This is a genomic window from Sphingomonas sp. Leaf339, from assembly GCF_001426195.1.
In the GTDB taxonomy this organism is placed as follows: domain Bacteria; phylum Pseudomonadota; class Alphaproteobacteria; order Sphingomonadales; family Sphingomonadaceae; genus Sphingomonas.
The window spans coordinates 861,499-883,427 of the sequence record NZ_LMRS01000001.1 but is presented as its reverse complement, the minus strand read 5'-3'; the positions used below and the strand labels follow the sequence as shown (position 1 = coordinate 883,427).

General features: G+C 62.9%; 24 protein-coding genes, 1 tRNA gene and 1 other RNA gene. 10 read left to right on the top strand and 16 right to left on the bottom strand.

What is annotated here, in order from left to right; translation table 11 throughout:
* Window positions 1-72: 72 nt before the first annotated feature.
* The 6 genes from ffs to ASG67_RS04095 form a co-directional block, all read right to left on the bottom strand.
* An RNA gene (gene ffs / locus ASG67_RS18200) (signal recognition particle sRNA small type) lies at window positions 73-170 on the bottom strand.
* 36 nt (window positions 171-206) lie between these two features.
* Window positions 207-437, bottom strand: coding sequence for a hypothetical protein (locus tag ASG67_RS04115; protein ID WP_056525530.1), 231 nt, complete (start codon window positions 435-437; stop codon window positions 207-209).
* An 81-nt stretch (window positions 438-518) separates the two neighbouring features.
* The gene (locus ASG67_RS04110) at window positions 519-806 is read right to left on the bottom strand and encodes a hypothetical protein (protein ID WP_156460622.1); all 288 of its coding nucleotides are present in this window, start codon (window positions 804-806) and stop codon (window positions 519-521) included.
* A 100-nt stretch (window positions 807-906) separates the two neighbouring features.
* Complete coding sequence (locus tag ASG67_RS04105; protein WP_056525527.1) at window positions 907-1,218, bottom strand: 2Fe-2S iron-sulfur cluster-binding protein; 312 nt, start codon at window positions 1,216-1,218, stop codon at window positions 907-909.
* Window positions 1,215-2,300 carry a cysteine desulfurase family protein gene (locus ASG67_RS04100; protein ID WP_056526506.1) on the bottom strand — a complete coding sequence of 362 codons (1,086 nt, stop codon included), beginning with the start codon at window positions 2,298-2,300 and terminating at the stop codon, window positions 1,215-1,217. Before ASG67_RS04100 ends, ASG67_RS04105 begins: the two co-directional genes overlap by 4 nt.
* Window positions 2,297-3,376, bottom strand: coding sequence for a cysteine desulfurase family protein (locus tag ASG67_RS04095; RefSeq protein ID WP_056525524.1), 1,080 nt, complete (start codon window positions 3,374-3,376; stop codon window positions 2,297-2,299). The genes ASG67_RS04100 and ASG67_RS04095 overlap by 4 nt, the downstream gene beginning before the upstream one ends.
* Window positions 3,377-3,489: 113 nt before the next feature.
* On the opposite strand from ASG67_RS04095, the gene ASG67_RS04090 reads away from it, so the two are divergent.
* Window positions 3,490-4,146, top strand: a complete 657-nt coding sequence (locus ASG67_RS04090) for an alpha/beta hydrolase (protein ID WP_056525521.1) — start codon at window positions 3,490-3,492, stop codon at window positions 4,144-4,146.
* A 109-nt stretch (window positions 4,147-4,255) separates the two neighbouring features.
* On the opposite strand, the gene ASG67_RS04085 is transcribed toward ASG67_RS04090, so the two are convergent.
* Both ASG67_RS04085 and ASG67_RS04080 read right to left on the bottom strand, forming a co-directional pair.
* On the bottom strand, window positions 4,256-4,435 hold the full coding sequence (locus tag ASG67_RS04085; RefSeq protein WP_056525518.1) for a hypothetical protein: 180 nt from the start codon (window positions 4,433-4,435) through the stop codon (window positions 4,256-4,258).
* Entirely contained in the window at window positions 4,432-5,394 is a 963-nt protein-coding gene (locus tag ASG67_RS04080) for a threonine/serine dehydratase (RefSeq protein WP_056525515.1), read from the bottom strand. Before ASG67_RS04080 ends, ASG67_RS04085 begins: the two co-directional genes overlap by 4 nt.
* A gap of 139 nt (window positions 5,395-5,533) precedes the next feature.
* On the opposite strand from ASG67_RS04080, the gene ASG67_RS04075 reads away from it, so the two are divergent.
* Both ASG67_RS04075 and ASG67_RS04070 read left to right on the top strand, forming a co-directional pair.
* A complete protein-coding gene (locus ASG67_RS04075) occupies window positions 5,534-6,772 on the top strand; it encodes a type III PLP-dependent enzyme (RefSeq protein WP_082543278.1) in 1,239 nt (412 codons plus the stop codon).
* Between the two features lie 120 nt (window positions 6,773-6,892).
* Entirely contained in the window at window positions 6,893-7,948 is a 1,056-nt protein-coding gene (locus ASG67_RS04070; RefSeq protein WP_056525510.1) for a 1,9-bis(guanidino)-5-aza-nonane synthase, read from the top strand.
* Window positions 7,949-8,318: 370 nt separating this feature from the next.
* On the opposite strand, the gene ASG67_RS04065 is transcribed toward ASG67_RS04070, so the two are convergent.
* Both ASG67_RS04065 and ASG67_RS04060 read right to left on the bottom strand, forming a co-directional pair.
* Complete coding sequence (locus tag ASG67_RS04065; RefSeq protein WP_056525507.1) at window positions 8,319-9,542, bottom strand: pyridoxal-dependent decarboxylase, exosortase A system-associated; 1,224 nt, start codon at window positions 9,540-9,542, stop codon at window positions 8,319-8,321.
* Window positions 9,539-11,068 (bottom strand): AMP-binding protein, encoded by a 1,530-nt coding sequence (locus ASG67_RS04060; protein ID WP_200940708.1) that lies wholly within the window; start codon window positions 11,066-11,068, stop codon window positions 9,539-9,541. Before ASG67_RS04060 ends, ASG67_RS04065 begins: the two co-directional genes overlap by 4 nt.
* A 77-nt stretch (window positions 11,069-11,145) precedes the next feature.
* Here ASG67_RS04060 and ASG67_RS04055 point away from each other — a divergent pair, with 77 nt between their 5' ends.
* Window positions 11,146-11,427, top strand: coding sequence for an acyl carrier protein (locus ASG67_RS04055; RefSeq protein ID WP_156460621.1), 282 nt, complete (start codon window positions 11,146-11,148; stop codon window positions 11,425-11,427).
* A gap of 4 nt (window positions 11,428-11,431) precedes the next feature.
* Here ASG67_RS04055 and trxB read toward each other — a convergent pair whose 3' ends face one another.
* Window positions 11,432-12,400, bottom strand: coding sequence for a thioredoxin-disulfide reductase (gene trxB / locus ASG67_RS04050; RefSeq protein ID WP_056525504.1), 969 nt, complete (start codon window positions 12,398-12,400; stop codon window positions 11,432-11,434).
* Between the two features lie 107 nt (window positions 12,401-12,507).
* Between trxB and ASG67_RS04045 the strand changes: the two genes are divergently transcribed.
* From ASG67_RS04045 to ASG67_RS04030, 4 genes are read left to right on the top strand one after another with little or no spacing between them, the layout of a single operon-like run.
* A complete protein-coding gene (locus ASG67_RS04045; RefSeq protein WP_056525501.1) occupies window positions 12,508-14,790 on the top strand; it encodes an FdhF/YdeP family oxidoreductase in 2,283 nt (760 codons plus the stop codon).
* Entirely contained in the window at window positions 14,787-15,320 is a 534-nt protein-coding gene (locus ASG67_RS04040) for a molybdenum cofactor guanylyltransferase (RefSeq protein ID WP_056525498.1), read from the top strand. Before ASG67_RS04045 ends, ASG67_RS04040 begins: the two co-directional genes overlap by 4 nt.
* Window positions 15,317-16,102 carry a formate dehydrogenase accessory sulfurtransferase FdhD gene (gene fdhD / locus ASG67_RS04035; protein ID WP_056525494.1) on the top strand — a complete coding sequence of 262 codons (786 nt, stop codon included), beginning with the start codon at window positions 15,317-15,319 and terminating at the stop codon, window positions 16,100-16,102. Before ASG67_RS04040 ends, fdhD begins: the two co-directional genes overlap by 4 nt.
* Entirely contained in the window at window positions 16,103-16,582 is a 480-nt protein-coding gene (locus ASG67_RS04030; RefSeq protein ID WP_056525491.1) for a hypothetical protein, read from the top strand.
* A 189-nt stretch (window positions 16,583-16,771) separates the two neighbouring features.
* On the opposite strand, the gene ASG67_RS04025 is transcribed toward ASG67_RS04030, so the two are convergent.
* The 3 genes from ASG67_RS04025 to ASG67_RS04015 form a co-directional block, all read right to left on the bottom strand.
* Window positions 16,772-16,848 (bottom strand) — tRNA-Met (locus ASG67_RS04025).
* A gap of 54 nt (window positions 16,849-16,902) precedes the next feature.
* Entirely contained in the window at window positions 16,903-17,433 is a 531-nt protein-coding gene (locus ASG67_RS04020; protein ID WP_235535034.1) for a 2'-5' RNA ligase family protein, read from the bottom strand.
* Window positions 17,430-19,274, bottom strand: a complete 1,845-nt coding sequence (locus ASG67_RS04015) for a potassium transporter Kup (protein ID WP_235535055.1) — start codon at window positions 19,272-19,274, stop codon at window positions 17,430-17,432. Before ASG67_RS04015 ends, ASG67_RS04020 begins: the two co-directional genes overlap by 4 nt.
* A 244-nt stretch (window positions 19,275-19,518) precedes the next feature.
* On the opposite strand from ASG67_RS04015, the gene ald reads away from it, so the two are divergent.
* Together ald and ASG67_RS04005 are read left to right on the top strand one after the other, a co-directional pair.
* Complete coding sequence (ald, locus tag ASG67_RS04010; RefSeq protein ID WP_056525486.1) at window positions 19,519-20,613, top strand: alanine dehydrogenase; 1,095 nt, start codon at window positions 19,519-19,521, stop codon at window positions 20,611-20,613.
* A 60-nt stretch (window positions 20,614-20,673) separates the two neighbouring features.
* Window positions 20,674-20,895 (top strand): DUF3072 domain-containing protein, encoded by a 222-nt coding sequence (locus ASG67_RS04005; protein ID WP_056525484.1) that lies wholly within the window; start codon window positions 20,674-20,676, stop codon window positions 20,893-20,895.
* A gap of 4 nt (window positions 20,896-20,899) precedes the next feature.
* On the opposite strand, the gene ASG67_RS04000 is transcribed toward ASG67_RS04005, so the two are convergent.
* Both ASG67_RS04000 and ASG67_RS03995 read right to left on the bottom strand, forming a co-directional pair.
* Window positions 20,900-21,442: a tetratricopeptide repeat protein gene (locus ASG67_RS04000; RefSeq protein WP_235535033.1), complete on the bottom strand. Its 543-nt coding sequence runs from the start codon at window positions 21,440-21,442 to the stop codon at window positions 20,900-20,902.
* A gap of 83 nt (window positions 21,443-21,525) precedes the next feature.
* A complete protein-coding gene (locus ASG67_RS03995; RefSeq protein ID WP_056526491.1) occupies window positions 21,526-21,915 on the bottom strand; it encodes a cytochrome c-type biogenesis protein in 390 nt (129 codons plus the stop codon).
* Window positions 21,916-21,929 lie beyond the last annotated feature (14 nt).

The following is a 21,929-nucleotide window of genomic DNA, read 5'->3' as shown; positions in this document are numbered from 1 at the left end:
GCGCCGCGGCGAAGCCGCGTCATTAGACGATGCTTTGTACCGCTGGCCCCGCGAACTTGATGCAAACAAGTTCGCGGTGGGAGCCGGGACGACCCGCGGCGAAATCGTTGCGGCTGCTTCCGTCAGGACCTGACCGGGTTGGCGACGACCACGTCCGCCCGACTCCCAAGCGCCCTATGGCGGAGCCGGGCGGATCGATCAAGTCGTCAGCGACGAACGCGGACAGTGCGGCAAACCTGCACGCGGCGACCATCGCGCCAGCGGTTGGTGCAGACCCGGCGCGTCCGGACGCGGTCACGGCCGCGATAATGGCGACCGCCATCGTGGCGTACGACGGTGCGGTCATGGACGACAGTGCGCTGCGCGGCCGCGGGTGCCATCGGGGCGAGACCGGACAACACGACCAGACCAGCGGCGAAAAGGGTGGTGAGTTTCATGCGATGTTTCCTTCGATATCTCGAATCCGGGCGAAATGCTTGGCTGGACCGGACCGTTCCAACCGGCACGGTCCGGTCAGATCAGCGATAGCCGCGAAAACAGGTGCGGACCGGGCCGTACCGTCCCCGTTCCATGTGACAGACCAGGCGACCGCGGCCACGACCGCGATAACCGCCGTTCCAGCGCCCGCGATCACGGTGATAGCCGCCATTCCACCGTGGGCCACGATCCCCACGCCAGCCGCGGTCATGCCCGTATCCACGATCATAGCCACCGCCATAGCCATGGCGAGGTTGAGCATCGGCAGAAGCGGCGACAAAGGTGCCGCTGGCGAGCAGGCCGGCACCGATCAGGGCGAGGATTTTCATGAGCTCTTACTCCGTTACGCACCCCCCGAACTACGGCGGGCATAACACGGATATGAACCGGGCAGGATGGATCGATACTGAACCCCGTGTTGTGGGAATGTCAGCTTCGGGGGATACGCACCGTCAGGCCATCAAGCGCGGGCGTGAGAATAATCTGGCATGCCAGCCGGCTGGTGCGCGTGGCGGCCGGGGCAAGATCGAGCAAATCTTCTTCGTTCTCGCTGGCGGGCGGCAGCCGCGGTGCATCGGCGGCGTCCACGATGACGTGACAGGTGGCACAGGCGAGATCGCCGTTACATGTGCCCTCCAGCGGCTGCCCCGCCGCCTGTGCGACGTCGAGCAGGCGGAGGCCGTCGGCACCCTGTGCAGCGGTGATGGTACCGTCGGTCGCGACGAAACGGACGCGTATCATAGGCGCTGAGCCTCCGCTGCCGCGATGATGGTATCGATCGCGCCGGTGAAACCAGTTTCGCTTGTGTAACGCCCCCAGCCCAGCCGGATCGACGATCGCGCCGGCCCCTCGCCCAAACCGATCGCCCTCAGGACATGGCTCGACCGACCGGGGCCGCTGGCACAGGCCGATCCGGCGGAAAAGGCAAGGTCGCGACAATCGGACATCAGCCGAGCAACATCCAGCCCGGCACGGCGTATGTTGAGATTGCCTCGATAGCGTGGCGCGACGGTGCCGTTCAGTTGCCAGTCGGACGACAAACGGGCGGACGCGATCCGCCATAGATTATCGATGTGCATCTGATCTTCTTCTGCCTGCGTCTCCATCAAGGACGTTGCAACGCCGAACCCCGCGCAGAGTGCCGGACTGAGCGTCCCCGATCGACCTGGAGCCTCCTGCCCGCCGCCATGCAGCAACGGCTCAAGGGCGATGCCGTCGCGTATCCACAAGGCGCCAATGCCCTTGGGTCCATAAACCTTGTGTGCGGAGATCGAGATGAAGTCGCACGCCGGTGGAATGGGTACACGACCATAGCCCTGCACGGCATCGCACAGCATCAGCGCACCGGCGGCATGGGCCATCGCCGCCAGTTCGGCCATCGGCTGGATCACGCCGATCTCGTTATTGACCAGCATCGCCACGACCAGTCCGACACCCGGTACGATCGCCGCACGGGCGGTGTCGAGATCGACCAGACCGTTCGGGCCGACCGGCAAGATCGTGACCGTCCGTCCGTTTTTCGCTTCCCCTGCAACGGTGTCGAGGACTGCGGCGTGTTCAGTCGCCAAGGTGACGATCGGGCCGGTCGTTCCCTTGATCGCCCAGTTGAGCGATTCGGTCGCGCCGCTGGTGAAGGCAATGTGGCCACCGGGGGGACAGAGTGCGGCCACTTGGTCTCGCGCTACCTCTACCGCCGCGCGCGCGGCACGGCCGGGACGGTGCGATGAGTGCGGATTGGCGTGCTGATCGCGAAGCCACGGCAGCATCGCCGCCAATGCCTCCGGCGCGAGGGGGGTAGTCGCCTGATAATCCAGGTAGATCATGCCGCGAACCGGCCGGTCGCACGCGCCATCGCGCGCCACGCGGCGATGAAGGCATCGACGTCGGTCGCCGTCGTCGCTCGGCCGAAGCTGACGCGAATCACTTCGCGTGTTGCCGTATCGGCCCATCCCATCGCGGTGAGCACGTGGCTCGGCTTCATGCTGCCACTGGCGCAGGCGCTGCCCGCCGATACGGCGAAGCCGGCAAGATCGAGGCGGATTAGCTGCGCGGTCGCGGCGGCGCCGGGCAGACGATACGACCCGATCGCCGGATGTCGCCGGGAGCAATTTGCCACCACCTCGCCCCCCGATCGCGAAATCGCATCGTCGAGCCGAGCACGCAGCATTACCAGGCGGTCGATGTCCTCTGGTTCGGCCAACGCCGCAGCGTAGCCGAGCACAGCGGGCACGTTCTCGGTACCGGGGCGATAGCCGCGCTCCTGACCGCCGGTGGGCATCAACGCGGCCAGATCCCGGACCAGCAGCCCGCCGATACCCGGCGGCCCGCCACGCTTGTGCGCCGACAGGGCGACGAAATCAGCCTGTTCGGCCAGTTCTGGATCGGCACCGGCGGGCATCTGCGCGGCGTCGACAAGCAATCGTCCATCCGCCGCGTGGACGATGGCCGCGATCTCGGCGAGCGGTTGCAGCACTCCGGTTTCACTGTTGCACCATTGGACGGCCACTAATGCCGGGGTGCGGTCGGCGTCCAGCCAGTCGCGCAGCGCCGACAGGTCCAGCATACCGTCCGCCGTCACCGGCAACACTGTCGCATTTGGGGCAGCACGCAGGACGGCATCATGTTCGGTCGCACCGATCGCTGTTCGTGTCGCGGTGCAGCGACCCAGCGCGATCGCCAGTGATTCGCTTGCCCCGCTGGTCAGCAGCGCCTCGCCCGACCAGCCATAGGCGGTGGCGATCGTGCGACGGGCGTTCTCCAATGCAGCACGCGCGGCGCGACCTTCGGCATGCGGCGAGGATGGATTGGCCCAATTCGTCAGTCCCGCCGCCATCGCCTCGCGGGCAAGCCGCGTGATCGGCGTAGTAGCGGCATGATCGAGGTAAAGGCGGGGTGAAATGGTCAGGGTCGCTCCATCGATAAAACAGGGCCGATTGCGAATGGGGGCTTTGCGCCTATATAGCGCCCCACATTCCGCGCTCCACCCGGCGCGCCCCAGATTGGCGAGTTTCCATGCCCGAAGTCATCTTTCCCGGCCCCGAAGGCCGTCTGGAGGGCCGTTTCGCGCCCGCTCCTCGTCCCCGCGCCCCCGTAGCGATGATCTTGCATCCACACCCGTCGGCGGGCGGCACAATGAATAATCGCATCGTGCAGGAACTCTACAAGACGTTCCAGCGACGCGGTTTCGCGACGTTGCGGTTCAATTTCCGGGGCGTCGGCAAGAGCCAAGGCGTGTTCGACAACGGCATCGGCGAATTGTCCGACGCGGCATCGGCACTCGACTGGGTGCAGAGCTTTCATCCGGAAGCGTCGACGACGTGGATCGCCGGATCGGGTTTCGGCGCGTGGATCGGCATGCAGTTGCTGATGCGTCGCCCGGAAATCCGCGGCTTCATCTCGATCGCACCGCCGGCGAACATGTTCGACTTCACCTTCCTCGCCCCATGTCCCTCGTCGGGCATTATCATTCAGGGTGAGAATGACGAGGTCGTGACCCCGGTGTCGGTGCAGAAGCTGGTCGACAAGCTGCGTACCCAAAAGCACATCACGATTCATCACGACATGATCCCGAAGGCGAACCATTTCTTCGAGCACGAGATGCCCGAATTGATGGGATCGGTGGACAAATATCTGGATATGCGACTCGATCCGAAGTCGCCGATCAAGTGAGGCAAGGAGTTACGGATCGAGATGACGATCCGTGACTCCAACCCGCTCGGCGCCTCGGCGTCGATCGACGGCATGCCGCCACCCTTGCATGTCCACGCTTGTTTTAGACTCACATCGTCCAGATCAGCACATTCCCTAATAAGACCCCCGCCATCACGAGCATCAGCACGCCTTTGCGTACGTCCCGACGCCCGCGGATCAATGCGATGCCACCGATAACGCACGCGAAGCATCCCAGCATCGCGATCGCCGGCGCAGCCGACGCGATCGATACCAGCGGGCCGCTCACCGGCGGATCGCCCGTGCATAAGCAGCCAGATCGACGTTGCCGCCCGACAGGATCGCCAACGTCCCCGGTTTGACGGGTACACGCCCCGTCAGAAGCGCCGCCAGAGCCACGGCACCGCCGGGTTCGATCACCAGTCGCAACCGCTCCGCCGCCCAGCCCTGCGCCGCGGCGATTTCGTCTTCGCTGACCGCCACACCGGTTGCATCACGGCGAGACAGGACATCGAACGTTAATGGTGAGACTCGCGTCGTCTGGAGCGAATCGCAGGCGGTGGGGGGCGGATTGGGGCCGACCGGCTCGATCCATGAAGCTTCAAGGCTGCGGCGCATGTCGTCCCATCCCGCCGGTTCCACGACCCAGATCGCCGCGTCCCTTAACGCGAGCGCACTGCCCGCCGCCAGACCGCCGCCACCGCACGGCACGACTACCTGAATTGGCGCCCCAAGCCCTGCGGCGACCATCTGCTGCCCCGCTTCCAGCGCGGCGGAGCCCTGCCCCTCGATGACCCATGGATCATCAAAACTCGGAACCAGCGTGCTACCGCGCGCTTCCGCCAGCCGACCGGCGATCAGTTCGCGGCTTTCGGTAGCGCGATCGTAATCGACCACCTCCGCGCCCAGTGCCAAGGTGGCCTCGCGCTTCACGCGCGGTGCGTCGGTGGGCATCACGATCGTCGCAGCGATACCCAGCCGTCGGGCTGCCCAGGCCACCCCTTGCGCGTGGTTGCCGGACGAAAAGGCAACGACGCCGCGGCGGCGGGCCACCTCGTCCAGCGCCGTCAAACGGTGCCAGGCACCGCGCAGTTTGAACGACCCGATCGGTTGCAGGCATTCGGCCTTGAAGGTGACAGGCACGCCGTTGATTTCCACCGTGAAAATCGGCGTTGGCGGCAGGATGGCCGCCAGCTTTGCCGCCGCGTCCCTGACCCCTGCGCCGGTGGGTTGTCGCAAAATCGTCACATGCCGTCCTTTGTTGACGCTAACCGCTTTACATGGGGGGATCGCGACCCTAGATCGCGCTTCCGCTGCCCCATGGGACTTCCAACCGCAAGGCAGCTTTTGTCACCGTATGCCGAAAGGCAATTGGAGGTCCCTTGAATTGCATAAGCACCATAGCGCGCTGGGGCTAGCGAAAGCCCAATCGACCGTCCTCCCCACCGTTTGTGGAGGCATCGACATCGCCAGGCGGAACCCGGTTGACCCGGTAACCCTGATTCGTCCCCACGCCGCGGCGCGGGCCGCCCGATTCTTCGCCGAGAAGTTTCCGGGTCGTTCGATGTACGCGGTGAAGGCGAACCCGTCCCCGGACCTGTTGCAGGTGTTGTGGGACAACGGCATCACGCATTACGACGTCGCCTCGATCGCCGAGGTGCGCCTCGTCGCGCGGGCGCTGCCCGACGCCACCCTTTGCTTCATGCATCCGGTAAAGGCTGAGGAAGCGGTCGCCGAAGCATATTTCACGCACGGCGTGCGGGTGTTCTCGCTCGACAGTATCGAAGAACTCGACAAGGTGATGCGCGCGACGCGCAACGCATCGGACCTGACGCTGTGCGTTCGGCTGCGCGTTTCGTCCGAATATTCGAAACTCAGCCTCGCATCCAAGTTCGGCGTGGCACCGGGCGAATCGAAGGAGCTGTTGTTTGCTGCTCGCCAAGCTGCAGACGCGCTGGGCATTTGCTTCCATGTCGGCAGCCAGGCGATGACGCCTGATGCCTATGCTCAGGCGATGGAGCGCGTTCGTGCGGCGATCGTAGAGGCGGCCGTTACCGTCGATGTGATCGACGTAGGTGGTGGTTTCCCCTCGTCCTATCCGGGCATGGAGCCGCCACCGCTGGAGCGTTTCTTCGAGACGATCCACCGGGCGTTCGAAAGCCTGCCGATCAGCTATTCGGCGGAACTGTGGGCGGAGCCGGGCCGCGCCTTGTGCGCGGAATACAGCTCGGTCGTGGTGCGCGTAGAGCGTCGTCGCGGCAACGAGCTGTATATCAACGACGGTGCCTATGGCGCGTTGTTCGATGCGGCGCATATCGGTTGGCGCTTCCCCGTCACGCTGTTGCGCGAGCCGGAGTCGACGGTCCGGGATCATCCGTTCTCGTTCTATGGTCCGACCTGCGACGACATGGACCATATGGCAGGACCGTTCCTGCTACCGGCCGATGTGCAGGTCGGTGATTACATCGAGATCGGGATGCTCGGCGCGTATGGCGCGGCGATGCGGACAGCTTTCAACGGCTTCGGTTCGGAAGAGACCGTCGTCGTGGACGACGAACCGATGGTGTCGCTCTATACCGATCTGACCGACAGCGCCGTAGTCGCATCAAACGTCGTCAAGCTGTAACTCACTGCCATCTTTACCCGTCACCCCGGCGAAAGCCGGGGTCTTTACAAGGCACGCATCGCGACCGCCGGTGAAGACCCCGTATTTTGTCGGGTGACGGCTGTTTGCTAGGAAATTGACATGACCGAAGACACCCGCATCGACGCGCAGCGCAAGGCGGAACTCCTTTCGACCACGGTCGAGCATATCGACATCACCAAGTTCGACGCGCGACCGATCGTCGACGCGATGAAGAAGATGTCGTTTACCAGCCGCGACCTCGGCCGCGCGACCGAAATCTACAATCAGATGCTGGCCGATAAGGACTGCACGATCTTTCTGGTCATCGCCGGTTCGACCTCGGCCGGTGGCTGCATGGATCTGTACGCCGAGCTGCTGCGCAACAACATGATCGACGGCATCGTCGCGACCGGCGCTTCGATCGTTGACATGGATTTCTTCGAGGGTCTTGGTCACAAGCATTATCAGGCGCTCGAAGTGCCCGATGACGATACGCTGCGCTCGCTGCTGATCGATCGCATCTACGACACCTATATCGATGAGGAGCAGTTGCAGGATTGCGACCACACGATCCTGGAAATTGCCAACTCGCTGGAGCCGCGGCCATATTCCAGCCGCGAATTCATCCGTGCGATGGGCAAGTATCTGGTCGAGAACGGCAAGAAGGAGAACAGCCTCGTCAAGCTCGCCTATGAGCATGACGTGCCGATCTTCTGCCCGGCGTTCGTTGATTCGTCGGCGGGCTTCGGTCTGGTCAAGCATCAGGTCGATCGCGCGAAGGAGGGCAAGCCGTACATGGTGCTCGACGCGATCGCCGATTTCCGCGAGCTGACCGATATCAAAATCAAGGCAGGTACGACGGGCCTGTTGATGATCGGCGGCGGCGTGCCGAAGAACTTCATCCAGGACACCGTCGTGTGCGCCGAGATCCTCGGCCATGATGACGTGCAGGTTCATAAGTATGCGGTGCAGATCACCGTCGCCGATGTGCGCGACGGTGCGTGTTCGTCATCGACGCTCCAGGAAGCGGCATCGTGGGGCAAGGTGAACACGGGCATCGAGCAGATGGTGTTCGCCGAGGCCGGGTCGGTAATGCCGCTGCTAGCGTCGGACGCCTATCATCGCGGTCTGTGGAAGGATCGTCCGGTCCGCAAGTGGGGCGCGACCTTCGACTAACGCACCGGTTTAGCTGGACTCACGGCGGCCCCCGCATCGGATTGTCCAACGCAGGGGCCGCTGCCGTTTGGGCGTTATGACGATCGAAAGCTGACGGGGCCGGACCTCTCCGGGCAGGAGTTGGGATGCCCGACAACGCCCGTACCGGCGCGATGGAGGGTGCATAGCCACAACCTCTAGATTGAGCAGCCGATGTTGTTCACGCGGCGGCGCGAATGCGTGGTTCGATTGGACCTATGTCGGCCTGTAAATCACGCACAGCGGAGCGTACGCGACCAGCGACCGGGTACGACCCACAGGTCGCGCTGCTGCGGCTATCTAGCCTCGCTCTCGTTTCACTAACTTTGCATACCGCGATGGCGGCGTTCCGCTAAACGGCCACCTGCTCAATCGCTGGCGGATGGCCGAGGAACGCCGCCGGGCTGGCCGTCGCGCCATAGGCACCGGCCAAGAAGACCGCGATCACATCGCCTGGCTCTACATGCGGGAGGGCGACCCGGTCTCCCAGTCGATCCAGTGGCGTGCAGAGTGGACCTACCACGTTGACCGTTTCCACCATCGTCTCGCCCATATGATCCGTGACAGCGAGGGGATAGTTGCGCCGTACGACCGTGCCGAAATTGCCGGACGCGGCAAGCTGGTGGTTCAGGCCGCCATCGAGGACGATGAAAATCTCACCGCCGCTTTCCTTGCGGTCCACCACGCGGGCCAGATAGACCCCGGCTTCCGCCACCAGCCAGCGGCCCAACTCGATCGCGAAGCGGCTGTTTGCCAAAACCGTTGGTCGCTTCGCGAGCGTGTCGGCGAGTCGGCTGCCGATCATTTCGATATCGAGCGGCCGGTCGCCTGCAAAATACGGCACGCCGAACCCGCCGCCGAGATTGACGAGCGGCGGTGGCGCTCCGGCTTCGTCCGCCAGTCGCGCCGCCAGCGTGACGGTAGCGGCCTGCGTCTCCGCGACAGCGCCAGCATCCAACGCCTGACTGCCTGCATAAATGTGGAACCCACGCCAATCGGCGCCGGCCGAGATCAACCGCCGGACGAGCGCCGGTACGCGGCCCGCATCGATACCAAAGGGCGACGGACGGCCGCCCATCTTCATCCCTGATCCGCGCAACTCGATATCCGGGTTCACTCGCACCGCCAGTCTGGGCGTGCGACCAATCCGATCGGCAATGACGAGTGCCCGCGACGCCTCGCCTTCGGATTCAACGTTCAGCGTCACACCCGCCGTGATGGCGGCTTCCAGTTCGCCGTCACGTTTGCCTGGCCCCGCAAAGCTGATCGAGGTCGCAGATTTCACTGTCAGTGCCAGACGCAGTTCGCCGGCCGAGGCGATATCGAGTCCATCGACCAACGGGGCGATGGCGGTCAGTAGATCAGGGTGGGGATTGGCTTTGATCGCGTAATGGAGATCGACGGCCGGTATTGCTGACCTGAATTGCGCAATGCGAGCCGCGACGATCGCCGGGTCGTACACAAAGAGAGGTGTCCCTGCTGCGGCCCAGTCGCTGGCGCGACGGCCGGCGATCTTCAAGACGCCCTGTTGGTCAGCATATTCCGGGGGCATCGGTCCCATCGGTTTGGTGTTCATTCCGGTGCCCCTTTTGCTTGATGATCCCGCCTGACGGTATCGCGGATCGAAGCGCGGTCGAGTTTCCCGTTGGCGGTTCGTGGTAAATCGGCTTGCCAGAAATAGTGCACCGGCTGCATCCAGTAGGGTAGTTCCGTTTTCAGCCTCGCCCGCAACATCGCTTCGTGCATGGTATCGCCGGCCAGCATGACCGCGACGATCTGGCCCTGTCGCTCGTCCGGAATTCCCAAGGCCACTACCTCACGAGCTTCTCCACCGGACAGGACCGCTTCCTCGATCTCCTGAGGGCTGATCCGGTGCCCAGCGCTCTTTATCATCTCGTCGTCGCGGCCGACGAAGCGGAACAGGCCGTCCCTGCCCTCGACCACCGTGTCGCCCGACCAGACCGCCTTGCCGGAAGATCGTGCAAAGGCGGGCGCGGGGCGAAAACGTTGAGCGGTTCGCTCGGTATCCTGCCAGTATCCTTGTGCGACGAGGGGGCCGGCGTGGACCAGTTCGCCCGGTTCGTCCGGTGCAGCGCGGGTGCCGTCGGGGCGCACGGCCATTACTTCTGCGAAGGGAATGGCGCGGCCGATCGAACCCGGCTGCGCGTCGACCAGTGAAGGGTCAAGATAGGTCGATCGGAACGCCTCGGTCAGACCATACATCGGATACAGGTCCGCCCGTGGAAAGCGCTCGCGCAGGCGCCGAACCAGTTGTGGGGTCAGCGCGCCACCCGAGTTGGTCAGGCGACGAAGCGTCGCGCCGGTCTCCAGCGGCCAGTCCGCTTCCAGCAATTGAACCCACAGAGGCGGGACACCCGCGAGCGTCGTCGCACCAATCCGCGCGACCGCCTTCACCACGTCGCGCGCCGTCAGATAGTCGAGCGGCGCGACGGCGGCACCGGCAGCCCAGGTAGAAAGCAGCTGGTTCTGGCCGTAATCAAACCCGAGCGGCAGGACGCCTAGCACCCGGTCGTCCGGTTCCAACTTCAGATAATGCGCGACCGAAATTGCGCCGAGCCACAGATTGGCATGGCTGAGCATCACGCCCTTGGGCCGTCCCGTCGAACCGGAGGTATAAAGGATGGCGACGAGATCGCCGGGGTCGGCATCGGAGGGCGCCAGCCCTGCCCCCGCCAATGGCACGGCGGTTTCTTCTGCGACTTTGCACCCCGACGGTACGTCATCGGCCGCCAACGTCGCGGCGCGCGGGGCCTGCGTGACCAGCAGGCGGGCGCCGCTGTCCGAGAGAATATGTGCCACCTGTGCGCGACGCAACGCAGGATTGACCGGAACATGCACCAACTGTGCGCGCGCGGCGGCGAGTGGCATCACGCAGGCGGGCCGGGTCTTGGGCAACCACGTCGCGATCCGATCGCCGGGCTCCAGCCCTTGCGAGCGCAACCAAGCGGCGGCGGCGCCGACAGCCTCTTCCAACTGGCCGAAGCTCAGTCCACCTGCCCGATCGATCAATGCTGGGCCGTCCACCCGGCCGCGGGCGGTCAGCCGGTCGATGGTGAGGGGTACGGGGTCGAGCGCGATCATATCGAATCGCATAGCAGAGCGATTGCCGTTTTCATGCCCGCGCGGTAACGCCCGCCGCGATAATGGCGGGAAAGATGATGGCGAGCGACGCAACCAGCGACGATGTGATCGAGACCAATGTGCGTGGCGTGCTGGCTGACGTGCTGGGGATCGCACCGGAACGCGCGGCGACGTTTACCGTCGATACGCCATTGTTCGGGGCGCTGCCCGAACTCGATTCAATGGCCGTCGCCGGCGTGCTGACCGAGCTGGAAGACCGGCTCGGGATCCTGATTGAGGATGACGAGGTTGATGGCGACATGCTGGAAACCTTCGGCGCGCTGACCGATTTCGTGCGGAGCAAGGCGCAGGGGCTTTAGGCCCCTACTCCGCCGCCTCGGCCATTTCCTCGAACTCAACCGCCGCCAGGAAGCGTTCGGCATCCAGCGCGGCCATGCAGCCGGTGCCGGCCGCCGTGACTGCCTGACGATAGATCTTGTCTGCCACATCGCCGCACGCGAACACGCCAGCGACGTTGGTGCGCGTCGATCCCGTCTCCACCGCGATATAGCCATCGTTGTCGAGATCGAGATGCCCCCGGAACAATTCAGTCGCCGGATGATGGCCGATCGCGACAAAGCCGCCCTCGACATCCAGTCGGCTATGCTCGCCAGTCACCGTGTCTTCCAGCTCGAGTGCGACGAGGCCGGCATTCCCGCCGCCATCGACGAATTCGCGGACTTCCTTATTCCACAGTACCGTGATGTTCGGATGGGCGTGGAGCCGCTCCTGAAGGATGCGCTCGGCACGTAACGAGTCGCGGCGGTGGATCAGCGTCACGTTATCGGAATGATTGGTCAGGTATAGCGCCTCCTCGACCGCGGTGTTGCCGCCGCCGATCACGGCGACCTTTTTGCCGCGATAGAAGAAGCCGTCGCAGGTGGCGCAGGCGGACACACCCTTGCCCTTCATGGCGTGTTCGCTGTCCAGCCCCAGCCATTTGGCCTGCGCCCCGGTGGCGATCACCAGCACCTCGCCCTCATACACGTCGCCGCCATCGCCGATCAGGCGGAAGGGACGGCGCGACAGATCGACCTCGACGATCGTGTCCCACATCAGGCGCGTGCCGACATGTTCGGCCTGCTTCTGCATCTGCTCCATCAGCCACGGGCCCTGGATGACGTCGGCGAAACCGGGGTAATTCTCAACGTCGGTCGTGGTCGTTAGCTGACCGCCGGGCTGGATGCCCTGCACCACAATCGGCGCCATTCCGGCGCGAGCGCCATAGATCGCGGCAGACAGGCCGGCCGGACCCGAACCGAGGATAAGCATGCGCGTGGTGTGGGTGGTCATTCAACGATCCTGTAGTGTGACGCTCATCTAGGTGTTCGCACGGGGAATTTGAACCGCCCCGCATCGAAAGCCGTGCCGCTTCGTTCCGCTATCAAGCGGAGGATCGCATGAGTGACGACAAGGACGTTGTAATCAAGGAATATACCGCTCCGGCCGGAGGCTGGGGTTCGATGAAGGGCATGTCGAAAATCCTGCCGAAGGAAGGCATCAGTCCCGACGTACTCGATGCGCTCCGTCGCCAGAACAAGCCCGAAGGCGTGATGTGCGTTTCGTGTGCGTGGGGCAAACCGGCCAAGCCGCACATAGCCGAATTCTGCGAGAACGGCGCAAAGGCCACCGCTTGGGAACTTACCAGCCACCGTGTCACGCCCGAATTCTTCCAGAAGCATACGGTGTCCGAACTTGCCGAATGGCCGGATTACGATCTGGAGCAAGCCGGGCGGCTGACGCATCCGATGAAGTATGATGCGGCGACCGATAAATATATGGCGGTCGGATGGCAGGAAGCGTTCGACGCGATCGGCGCCAAGCTGAAGACGTGCGATCCGACCAAGGTCGTTCTGTACGCCTCCGGCCGCGCCAGCCTCGAAACGTCGTTCATGTACAGCTTGATGGCGCGGATGTGGGGGCAGCAGAACCTGCCCGATTCGTCGAACATGTGCCACGAGACCACGTCGGTCGGGATGAAAAACGCGATCGGTTCACCGGTCGCGACGATCCAGCTGGAGGATTACGACAAGTGCGACGCGATCTTCGTGTTCGGACAGAATGTCGGCACCAACGCCCCGCGGATGCTCCATACCTTGCAGGAATGCAGCCAGCGCGGCGTGGAGATCGTGACCTTCAACCCGTTGCGTGAACGCGGATGGGAGCGGTTCGCCAGCCCGCAGAACCCGGTGCAGATGACAGTCGGTGCGCCGACGCAGATTTCCAGCCAATACCACCAGGTGCGCGCTGGCGGCGACATCTCCGCGATGCTCGGAATCTGTAAATATGTGATTGAGGCAGACGACCGCGCGCAGGTCGATGGCGGCGAGCGCATCCTCGACCACCATTTCATCGAGCAGCATACCGTCCGCTTCGACGAATTCGCGAACTTCTGTCGCGATGCGCGCTGGGACGAAATCGTCGATGAAAGCGGACTGAGCCGTAATGCAATCGAGGGTGCGGCACGCGTTTACATGAAGGCGGAGCGCGTCATCGCCGTGTACGGCATGGGCATCACTCAACACCGCTATGGCATCGACAGCCTGTACATGATCCTAAACATGCTGTTCCTGCGCGGCAATATTGGCCGCGAAGGCGCCGGCCCCGGCCCGGTGCGCGGGCACAGTAACGTACAGGGTCAGCGTACGGTCGGCATCACGGAGAAGACGGAGCTGGCACCGGTTGAGCGGCTGAAGGAATTGTTCGAGTTCGAGCCGCCGACCGAAAAGGGGTGGGACACGGTGGAGAGCTGCCGTGAGATCATTGCCGGAACCGCGCAGGGCTTCGTCCAGCTTGGCGGTAATTTCCTGCGCGCGACGCCGGAACATGCGGCGATGAAGGAAGGGTGGGCAAAGCTGCCGATCGCCGTCCACATCGCCACCAAGCTCAACAAGAGCCATCTGTATCCGGGTGAGGAGTCCTACATTCTTCCCTGCCTCGGCCGGATGGAGCAGGACATGCAGACGGGCGGTCGGCAGGCGGTGTCGATGGAGGACTCGTTCAGCCACATCTATGGATCGGTCGGCAAGGCAACGCCGGCTGCCGACACGTTATTGTCAGAACCAGCCATCATTGCCGCGATCGCCAAGGCGCTTTTGCCCGCCAATCCGAACGTGCCTTGGGATGAATGGGTCGGCGATTATGGTCTCGTCCGCACGGCTATCGAGAATGTCTATCCGGACAAGTTCGCCAACTTTAACGAACGTCTGTTCGTGCCGGGCGGGTTTTGGAAGGGCAATCCCGCTTCCCATCGCGAATGGCAGACCGACAGCGGCAAGGCGGAATTCAACGTTCCCCGGGCGCTGAACGCCAGTGGCTTTGCCGAGAAGGAGGGCCGGTTCCGCCTGGTGACACTGCGATCGAACGACCAGTTCAACACGACCATCTATGGCTATGACGACCGGTTCCGCGGCATCAAGGGCACCAGGATGGTCGTGATGATGAACCGCGCCGACATCGCCAATCTCGGTCTTGCGGCTGGCGATATGATCGCGTTGGAGAGCGACGCAGAAGACGGCGTCGAACGCGTGGTCGAAGGGCTGCGGGTTGTGGAGTATAATATTCCTCAGGGGTGCCTTGGTGGATATTATCCGGAGCTGAACTATCTGATCCCGCTCGAACATCACGCGTTGGAAAGCCATGTTCCCGCCGGCAAATCTGTGCCGGTCAGGGTGAGGTTATGATCCGACCGCTGGGCGCAGTGCTGGCTGGCGGTCAATCATCGCGCTTTGGCACCGACAAGGCTCAGGCCATACTGAACGGCCGGACACTGGTCGATCACGCTATCGCGACGCTGCGGCGTCACTGTGACGAGGTGGTGGTGATCGGCAGTCAGGCAGGTGGCCTGCCCGACCTCCCCCGCCCCGGCCTAGGGCCGCTGGGAGGGATCGCGGCGGCGCTCGATCACGCGGCGACACATGGCTTCCATTGCGTTTTAACGGTCGGCTGCGACATGCCGCACCTTCCCGATGGATTGATCGAGGCCTTGTTACATCGCGGTCCGGCCTATTGCGAGGATGCCCCGGTGCTCGGTTACTGGCCATCCGCACTGGGGGCACATCTCTTGGCCCATATCGAGACCGCACCGGACCGGTCGGTCAGAGGTTGGGCAAAGAATATCGGCGCCTTGCCGATCGGCGCTGCGACCGCACTCGCGAACGTAAATACCCGCGACGATCTTGCTGCGCTGGAAAGCGATATGCTGACCGCATGACTGCCCAAATAAAGCCAGTGAGCTTCATCCGACCGGGTGGCGTGACGGCCGGCGAGCGATGCGTGGCAGTCGAGGCGCCTGTGTCGATCGAAGTCGATGGCCTGGGCTATGCAGTAATGATGATGACGCCCTCCGATCTGGAAGCATTCGCCGTCGGTTTCATGCTGACTGAGCGACTTGCCGACACGGTTGCCGACATTATCGCCGTAGAACCGTTCGAAACGGACGCCGGCTGGATCGTCCGTATCGCACTTGCTGATCGTTGCCGGAACCGGATCCATGATCGGGTGCGGCATCGAACCAGCGATACGAGCTGTGGGTTATGTGGAATCGCCGGATTGGAGCAACTCCACCGCCCCGCACCGATTGCCCCGCGTCCCGATGTGCGACAGCACGCGCTATTTGCCGCTCTGGCGAACCTTCGCGCTTATCAACCGCTCAATGCGCTTACCGGTGCCGTTCATGCCGCGGCGGTCTGCAATCGGGAAGGTCGCATTGTTGCCGCCTATGAAGACGTCGGTCGACACAACGCTCTCGATAAATTGATAGGCGGACAGACCGGGCAAGCCATAGAAGGCTTTATCCTTGTTACATCCCGGCTAAGCTTCGAAATGGTAGACAAGTCCCTGATTGCCAATGCCCCTTTATTGGTCGGCATTTCCGCGCCCACGACGCTCGCTTTGTTGCATGCTCAGAAATATGGCCTTACGTTAATTGCGTTAGCCCGGTCAGACGCTATGATAATGGCTCACGATCCTCACAACATATTCCCGGCATTTTAAATGCCAAAGCGCGTACGTCCGTCTTCGACGCTCACCAGCGCCGGCGGGCCGGTCGTGCTACTCAACGGATCGCAGATCGCCGACTTCTTTTCCAATACGGGCAGCGGCCCGCTCAGCAGTGCGGCCAGTGTGATCCACGTGGATTCCACCGACAACAACGTGTCGGGTGATCTATATTCGCCAGAGCAGGGGATCATCGATGCCAATGCAATCGGCAGCAACGACTTCCTCGGCGCTGAAGGCGGCCTGTTCTCGCATTCGCAGGGCTATGGCTGGTTGAGCACGCTGGTATCGGGCCTGACCGATGCCGATCTGAGCGCCGGACCGTATCACAACACCTTTGCCGGTGTTGGCGGCATATCGATTCTGGGTGTCGGTGCCGCCGGCACCTCACTGTCGGGTAGCGCCGTTATTATGGGTGGGGCAGGTGGGACGATCACCCAACCGACCGTACCGGTCGTGTCGGAACCGGCCTCATAGGCAGTGATGCTAGCCGGGTTCGGAATGATCGGTGCATCAGCGCGCTATCGCCGGCGTCGCACTGTGCTTTATTTTGCGTAACCGCGTCGTAAGGCCTTCCCGTCGTATCAATACGGCCGCAAACATTTGGTTGGTGGGCATTTTTTACCAGCGACACGCCAGTCATGATCATGAGAAAAGGTTCGCGAGTGGTAGCGAAGGAGGGACTTGAACCCCCGACCCCAGGATTATGATTCCCGTGCTCTAACCAGCTGAGCTACTTCGCCCCAAGAGGCATGTTCACTCGCGAGCGGCGCCTATAGGAAGCGTCGTGGAGGCGGTCAAGCGAACATATGCCGCGACAGCGCTTCCCATGGCCCACCGCGATACCACCACGTCGCCAGCCCCGCGAGTTCGACCGGGCGCGGGCGGAATTCCTTCGCCAGTCGGTCGAGCAACAGCTTCGCAACATTCGGCGTCACCTTGTTCTGAATGGTGACATGAGGCCGCCATCCGCCGGCATCCTGTGGCGTCAACAGCCCGGCGAAAGCATCCACGAGGTCGTGCCGGATCGCCGCCAGCCCCGGCGCGTCTAGCCGGTATGCGACGCCCCGCCCCAGCGACATCAGCCCGGCGATTCGTACATCCGGCGCCCGCTCGCCGCGCGTCGCCTGATTCAAACGATGTTTCAATTCATCGGCCGCAGATGGCGGTAGATGGTGGAACAGCGTGCAGTGCGCCGACAGCACGTTGCGTTCGGGTGGAAAGAACTCCGCCCGCTGGGCATCGAACCAACCCTGATCCGACCGTCCGAACAATGCCGTGACGATGATCGGCGCAGGGGTCGGCGCCGATATGCAATCTCCGCTCAAATCTCGACCTGACTGCCCAATTCGACCACACGATTGGACGGCAGTCGGAAAAACTCCATCGCGCTCTCCGCGTTACGGAGCATCCACGCGAACAACTTTTCCCGCCAAAGCGCCATACCAGGCCGATCCGACGCAATCAGTGTCTGACGCGACAGGAAGAAGCTGGTGTCCATCATCTTCACCTCGGCACCCGGACCGTACGCGTTCTTCAACGCGAATGGTACGTTCGGCTCCTCCATGAACCCGAAGCGCAGCACTACACGGTGGAAGCCGTGACCCAATTCCTCATGCTTCACCCGCTCCGCGTCGGGCCAATAGGGTTGGTCGGCGATCGCGACGGTCAACAGGATGATGCGGTCGTGCAGCACTTTGTTGTGCTTCAGGTTGTGCAGTAACGCATGCGGCACGCCCTCGGCCGTCGATGTCATGAAAACAGCCGTTCCCGGTACCCGGCTTGCCGACGTCGCAGCCGAAGCGATGAATACCTTGATCGGCATCGCCGCATCACGCAGCCGGTCGATCATCAGCTTGCGGCCGGTCGACCATGTCGTGAGCGCGGTGAACACCACGGCGCCGACCAGCAACGGGAACCAGCCGCCATCGGGAACCTTGGTCAGGTTGGACGCAAAGTAAGCGCCGTCGATCAGCAGGAACAGGCCCACAAACGGCCACGTAACCCAGGCGGGCCATTGCCAGACGCGGCGGATCAACACGCCGACCATGAAGGTACTGATGAACATCGTGCCGGTCACCGCGATACCGTACGCCGCAGCGAGATTGGATGATTCGCGAAAGCCGAAGATCAGCAACAACACCATGATCATCAGCGCCCAATTGACCGCCGGGATGTAGATCTGGCCTGCCTCGGCCGCGCTGGTATGCTCGATGCGCAGGCGCGGCATGAGACCCAATTGAACTGCCTGTTGCACAACGGAAAACGCGCCGGTGATGACGGCCTGACTGGCGATCACGGTGGCCATGGTCGACAGGATGACCAAAGGTAGGCGCCAGTCCTCCGACGCCATCAGGAAGAACGGATTTTCCGCTGCGCCGGGTTGATCCAGGAGCAATGCGCCCTGCCCCAGATAATTGACCATCAGCGCCGGGAAAACCAGATACAGCCATGCCACCTCGATCGGGCGACGGCCAAAATGGCCCATGTCGGCGTAGAGCGCCTCCGCTCCTGTCACCGCCAGCACCACCGAGCCCAGCGCGAGAAACGCGAGTAAGCCGTCGGTCATCACGAACCGGACCGCCCAGCGGGGGTCGATCGCCAATAGGATATCCGGGCGACCGATGATGTTGATAACGCCCAGCACCGTCAGCGTACCGAAATATACGAGCATGATCGGTCCGAAGAACCGACCGACACGCGCCGTGCCGCTCGACTGGATGTAAAAAAGGCCCATCAGGATCACAACGGCGATCGGAATGACGAACGCATTGAACCCTTGCTCGACCGTCGCCAATCCTTCGACCGCCGATAGCACCGACACCGCCGGCGTTATCATGCAGTCGCCGAAGAACAGCGCCGTCGCCAGCACACCAAGGATCACGAGGCTCGGCCCCCATCGCCCGCCACCTGTCCGCCGCTGGATCAAGGCCAGCAGCGCGAGGCTGCCGCCCTCGCCGTTATTGTCGGCGCGCAGGATGATGAGCACGTATTTGAGCGTGACGATCATCGCCAGCGACCAGAAGATCAGGCTGACGACGCCAAATATGTGGAGTTGATCGACCGCCAACGGATGGTGGCCGACGAACACCTCCTTCATCGCATAGAGCGGGCTAGTGCCGATATCGCCATAGACGACCCCGATCGCGCCGAGCGCCAGCTTGGCCAGCCCCTGTTTGGGATGATGTTGATAGCCGTCGGCGGCCGTGCCGAGGGCCGCTGCAGTCTTGCTGGTGGAGTTGCTCACGGGCGGATCGATCGATCCGCGATGCGGGGTGCCATACCGCAGGCAAACGACGCACTATCAGGTGCTGACATGAACGCGCGATTAGCATGGTCGCCGAACACCCGCAACGGGACAACATGCTTGCCGCGCGTTATAGCGCCAGCATCAGAACAAAAGAGAGGTTACCATGAAGATCGGCGTTCCCAAGGAAATTAAGAATCACGAGTATCGCGTGGGACTGACGCCACCATCGGTCGCTGAACTGGTCGCGGCCGGGCATGAGGTGGTGGTCGAAACGATGGCCGGTGCCGGCATCGATTTCGAGGATGCCGATTATCAGGCGGCCGGCGCCACCATCCTGCCGGACGCCCGATCCGTCTTCGCAGCGGCCGAGATGATCGTGAAGGTAAAGGAACCGCAGGCGAGCGAGATCGCCCTGCTCGAGCCACGCCACCTGCTGTTCACCTATCTGCACCTCGCAGCCGACAAGCCGCAGGCAGAAGGGTTGATGGCATCGGGTGCGACCTGCATCGCCTATGAGACGGTGACGGCACAGGGCGGTGGTCTGCCGCTGTTGAAGCCGATGTCAGAGGTGGCTGGCCGCATGTCGGTGCAGGTCGGTGCGCATTATCTGGAGAAGGAACAGGGCGGACGCGGCGTATTGCTGGGGGGTGTGCCGGGCGTGGCGCCGGCCAAGGTCGCGATCCTGGGCGGCGGCGTCTCGGGCATCAACGCTGCACAGATGGCGGTCGGGATGCGAGCGGACGTGACGATCTATGACCTGAACATGGCGCGGCTTGCTGAATTGGACATGTTTTTCTCCAGCCAGATTAAGACCGCCTATGCCAGCAAGGCGGCGATCGCGGCGGCGGTGAAGAACGCGCATCTGGTGATCGGCGCGGTTCTGGTTCCGGGAGCCGCCGCGCCCAAGCTGGTGACGCGCGAGATGCTGAAGACCATGAAGCGCGGCAGTGTATTGGTCGATATCGCGATCGATCAGGGCGGCTGCTTCGAGACGTCGCACGCCACGACGCATGAAGACCCGGTGTTCGAGGTCGATGGCGTGATACACTATTGCGTCGCGAACATGCCCGGCGCGGTGGCACGGACATCTGCTTTCGCGCTTAACAATGCGACGCTTCCGTTTGCGTTGAAACTCGCCAATCTGGGTGCCGACGCGGCTATGGCGGCGGACCCTCATCTGGCGGCCGGCCTGAACGTATCTGGCGGCAAGATCCGTCACCCTGCTGTCGCCGAGGCGCTCGACCTGCCACTGAACTAATCCACAAAAAGCGGAACACACTGTGAACAGGGGTGTTGGTCAACCGGAAGGAATTTCGCGATGACCGACACCCCGAACCCGAAGACCGAAACGTTTTCCAATGCCGAGAAGGACCCCGACGACTGGACAACCGGCGATGAACCGATGACCGGTGCTCAGGCCAGCTATCTCAAGACGCTGAGTGAAGAAGCGCATGAGGAATTCAACGACAAGCTTAGCAAGGCGGATGCTTCGAAGCGGATCGACGAACTGCAGGCGAAGACCGGACGCGGCACTTCCTGAGAGGTCAGCGATCAAGCATCTGCCGGAGATTGTCGATCAGCATAAGGCGTTCGATGATCGCCGGCCTGTAAACCGCGTTGGGTGCAGTCAGCGACAGCGCCCGACGCCAGGACAATTCGGCTCCGTCGACATCCCCTGCACGTGCAAGCGCAAGACCCAGAAAAAAGGGCGGACCGGGATGCTTGGGATCGAGCTGGGACGCGTGACTGAAGGCTAGAACCGCAGCGGGCGACAATTGGCCGTGGTCGTGTCGCGCAATAGCGTCGCCAAGCGCTGTCCAGAGCTGAACACTCTTTGGCGACCCGCGAATACCACCCAGAATGGTCTGCACCTCATATCGCGATGATCCGTTTCGCGACAGTGCGTCGGCCGCCGTTAGGTATGTGCCCTCGGCGCCGAAGCGGCCGAACATCTGACCTCGTATGTCCGAGATCGCCGGATCGGTGGCCAAGATCTCGCCGGCAGGCATCGCCTTTTGCGCAGGCAGATCGGGGCGGCCTTGCAACGCATAGCCTGTCGCGCCTAGCATCAGCGCCGCACCGACCATCGACCACATCGGTCGTGGCAGGCGTAAAAGCATCAGCGCCGCAAACGCAGCAGCCATCATAATCGCGAGTACAATCCAGCCCATCATCGCCGCCGCCTGAAACTGGCCCTGGCGATCCATATGCCCAGCCCGAGCAGCAGGACTGGCGTCGCCCATAATAGTGAGGTTGCCGCGGACAGCGGGGGATCATAGGAAATATAGTCGCCATATCGCGCAATGAGCCAGTCACGGATCGCAACCGGCGACTCGCCCGCCTGGATACGCTGACGGACCAGCGCCCGCATGTCGCCTGCCATCGTCGCATCGCTATCCGCGATCGATTGGCCCTGACACACGACGCAGCGCAGCGTTTCCATCAGCGTCTTTGCAGCCGCTTCCTGAGCCGGATCAGGCAATTGAGTGTCGGCAAATACAGCGGGCGCGCTCGATTGAGCAAGCGCGATGGCTGGCGACAGGGCCAGCGCCATTGCCATTGCCAGCAATTTCT

Coding starts and splice junctions, on each gene's coding strand:
- ASG67_RS04045 (WP_056525501.1), top strand. CDS start 12,508: ATGAGTGACGACAAGGACGTTGTAATCAAGGAATATACCGCTCCGGCC.
- ASG67_RS04065 (WP_056525507.1), bottom strand. CDS start 9,542: ATGAACACCAAACCGATGGGACCGATGCCCCCGGAATATGCTGACCAA.
- ASG67_RS04060 (WP_200940708.1), bottom strand. CDS start 11,068: ATGATCGCGCTCGACCCCGTACCCCTCACCATCGACCGGCTGACCGCC.
- ASG67_RS03995 (WP_056526491.1), bottom strand. CDS start 21,915: ATGGCAATGGCGCTGGCCCTGTCGCCAGCCATCGCGCTTGCTCAATCG.
- ASG67_RS04105 (WP_056525527.1), bottom strand. CDS start 1,218: ATGATACGCGTCCGTTTCGTCGCGACCGACGGTACCATCACCGCTGCA.
- ASG67_RS04040 (WP_056525498.1), top strand. CDS start 14,787: ATGATCCGACCGCTGGGCGCAGTGCTGGCTGGCGGTCAATCATCGCGC.
- ASG67_RS04090 (WP_056525521.1), top strand. CDS start 3,490: ATGCCCGAAGTCATCTTTCCCGGCCCCGAAGGCCGTCTGGAGGGCCGT.
- ASG67_RS04110 (WP_156460622.1), bottom strand. CDS start 806: ATGAAAATCCTCGCCCTGATCGGTGCCGGCCTGCTCGCCAGCGGCACC.
- ASG67_RS04115 (WP_056525530.1), bottom strand. CDS start 437: ATGAAACTCACCACCCTTTTCGCCGCTGGTCTGGTCGTGTTGTCCGGT.
- ASG67_RS04030 (WP_056525491.1), top strand. CDS start 16,103: ATGCCAAAGCGCGTACGTCCGTCTTCGACGCTCACCAGCGCCGGCGGG.
- trxB (WP_056525504.1), bottom strand. CDS start 12,400: ATGACCACCCACACCACGCGCATGCTTATCCTCGGTTCGGGTCCGGCC.
- ASG67_RS04070 (WP_056525510.1), top strand. CDS start 6,893: ATGACCGAAGACACCCGCATCGACGCGCAGCGCAAGGCGGAACTCCTT.
- ASG67_RS04000 (WP_235535033.1), bottom strand. CDS start 21,442: ATGGTCGGTGCGGCGCTGATGCTAGGCGCGACAGGCTATGCGTTGCAA.
- ASG67_RS04005 (WP_056525484.1), top strand. CDS start 20,674: ATGACCGACACCCCGAACCCGAAGACCGAAACGTTTTCCAATGCCGAG.
- ASG67_RS04100 (WP_056526506.1), bottom strand. CDS start 2,300: ATGATCTACCTGGATTATCAGGCGACTACCCCCCTCGCGCCGGAGGCA.
- ald (WP_056525486.1), top strand. CDS start 19,519: ATGAAGATCGGCGTTCCCAAGGAAATTAAGAATCACGAGTATCGCGTG.
- fdhD (WP_056525494.1), top strand. CDS start 15,317: ATGACTGCCCAAATAAAGCCAGTGAGCTTCATCCGACCGGGTGGCGTG.
- ASG67_RS04055 (WP_156460621.1), top strand. CDS start 11,146: ATGGCGAGCGACGCAACCAGCGACGATGTGATCGAGACCAATGTGCGT.